Genomic DNA, 2,119 nt, shown 5'->3' on the forward strand with positions numbered 1-2,119 from the left:
AAATATAGACTATCCTAGACAAATATACACAAAATGTCTAGGATATGAAACAATCACGAATTTGCGGAAAGATTAGGAGTTAGTGTAAAAACTTTACAGCGTTGGGATAATTCTGGAAAGTTAAAAGCCAAGCGCGTATAGGTCAAATCACCGCTACTATACCGAAGAGGATTTAGCAGCTAGCTTGAGGGTTAAAACCTCAATCTACCAAACGTAAAATAGTAGTTTATTGTCGAGTATCCTCCGCTAAACAAAAAACTGAACTACACGCGCCAGAAAGAGGCTATGGCACAATGCAAGTTTAGCTAAGGGTTTATGTGTTGATCAGTGGATTTGTGAAATAGGCGGGGGCATGAATTTTAAGCGCCGAGAGTTCTTAAGAATTGTCATAGATGCCATAGATGGTAAGACAGAAAGTATTGTAGTTGCCCACAAAGATAGATTATGTAGATTTGAAGAGTGATTTAGTTGAAACATTAGTGAACCGTTCCGGTTGTCAAATCATAGTAGCTAATCAGTCTAATCTAGCGCCACAGCAGGAGTTAGTAGAAGATATGTTGGCTATTATCCACTGTTTTTCATGTCGAATATATGGCTCTAGACACTATGCAAAAGAAAAAGTCAAAGCTATAGCAAATATTATTGACATTCCTAGACAAACCATGCTAACCTTGAGTAAAGTAATTCAATGTTAGCAATGGCCAAGTCTCACGGTTCCTTGAGAGGGATAGAAGCAAAAATTGAATATCATCCTGTCTTTGAGGAACTCGGAGCATTGTATGAATCCTGGAAACGGTCTGCTATCAACTGGATGCAAACTGAGAAGTTGTCAGAATCAGAAGTAGAAAAGCCTCTGATGAAAAGGTTTAACATTCAATGGGCATGGGCTGACTCAATCGCCACCGAAGCCACCCAATGCTTAAGCCAATTAAAAACAGCTAAAACTAACAATATTACTAAACTAGAACTCCAAATTAAAGCCAAAACAACGGCTGCTTTTAAACTCATCACTACGCTAGAAAAAACTTTAAAATCAGCAATAAAAAAGGGTTTCCCGCATATACAAGCTCGAAATAAATTTCAAAATCAATTGCTAGGTTTAAAAAGTAAAATTCAGAAAATACACCGTCTGAAACAAAATTTAAAGAAGTTAAATTCTACAGAACGTTTACATATTTGTTTTGGTTCCCAGAAATTATTTAACGCTCAACATAATTTAGCAGAAAATGGATATAAAACCCGAAATGAATGGAGTGATTATTGGAGTAAAAAACGCTCAGGCAGGTTTTTCTGTGTAGGAAAATCTCAGCCAGGCGGTGGAACTATGCTCAAAGTTTTCCCATTAAAAGGGGATGGCTTATATCAATTACAAGTTCAACTACCGAGACCATTACAGGATAAATATGGTCAGAAAATACAGTTAGAATTTTCTGTTTCAGATAGGGATGGCAGATATAGAGGAACAGATTTAGATTATGCCATAAATAGTTTAAAACCAATCACAATTCAAATTTTTCGCAGGGAGCATAAACAGGATAATTGGTATGTACATCTTTCTACTTATGTACCAGAAATACCAGTAGTTCATACAAGAAAAAATGGTTGTATAGGTATTGATTTTAATGCAGAATCAATTTCAGTTGCTTATGTTAAATGGGATGGAAATATTGAATATTTAGAAGAAATACCTTACCAGTGGAAAAATCAAACTACTGGGTCTCGACAAACAACTATGAGGAATATTGTCGCGACTATTGTCAAATTAGCAGATTTTTTTGAGTGCGCTATTGCCATTGAGTCCTTAGATTTTACCAAGAAAAAATCCATTGCTCGGAGCGAGGAAAGTAAAGTTTATAATGAGATGCTTTCTAACCTCTCTACGGGAATGTTTAGAGAAGCTTTAGAGTCACGTTCTAGAAGATTTGGAGTTGAATTAATAAAAGTCAACCCTGCTTTTACTAGCGTGATAGGAATGATTAATTACATGGCTAAATACGGTCTAAATAGTGGCACTGCTGCTGCTTTAGTAATTGGTCGGAGAGCCTTAAAATTATCAGAAAAAATCCCCAAATGTTTGTTGAGACCGGAGGATGTCAACAAACATGATTGGAGTCACTGG

Annotated in this window: 1 protein-coding gene and 1 pseudogene; both read left to right on the plus strand. The window is 36.2% G+C overall.

The annotated features are described in order from the left end of the window. Positions 1-57: 57 nt before the first annotated feature. Positions 58-695 (plus strand): annotated as a pseudogene (locus F6K22_RS43300) (IS607 family transposase); the annotation flags it as partial. Beyond that, positions 689-2,119: IS200/IS605 family accessory protein TnpB-related protein (locus F6K22_RS39385; protein WP_293110452.1), on the plus strand; the 1,431-nt coding region annotated here is incomplete at its 3' end. The pseudogene F6K22_RS43300 and the gene F6K22_RS39385, both read left to right, overlap by 7 nt.

The sequence above is a fragment of the Okeania sp. SIO2F4 genome (assembly GCF_010672385.1).
Lineage (GTDB): Bacteria > Cyanobacteriota > Cyanobacteriia > Cyanobacteriales > Microcoleaceae > Trichodesmium.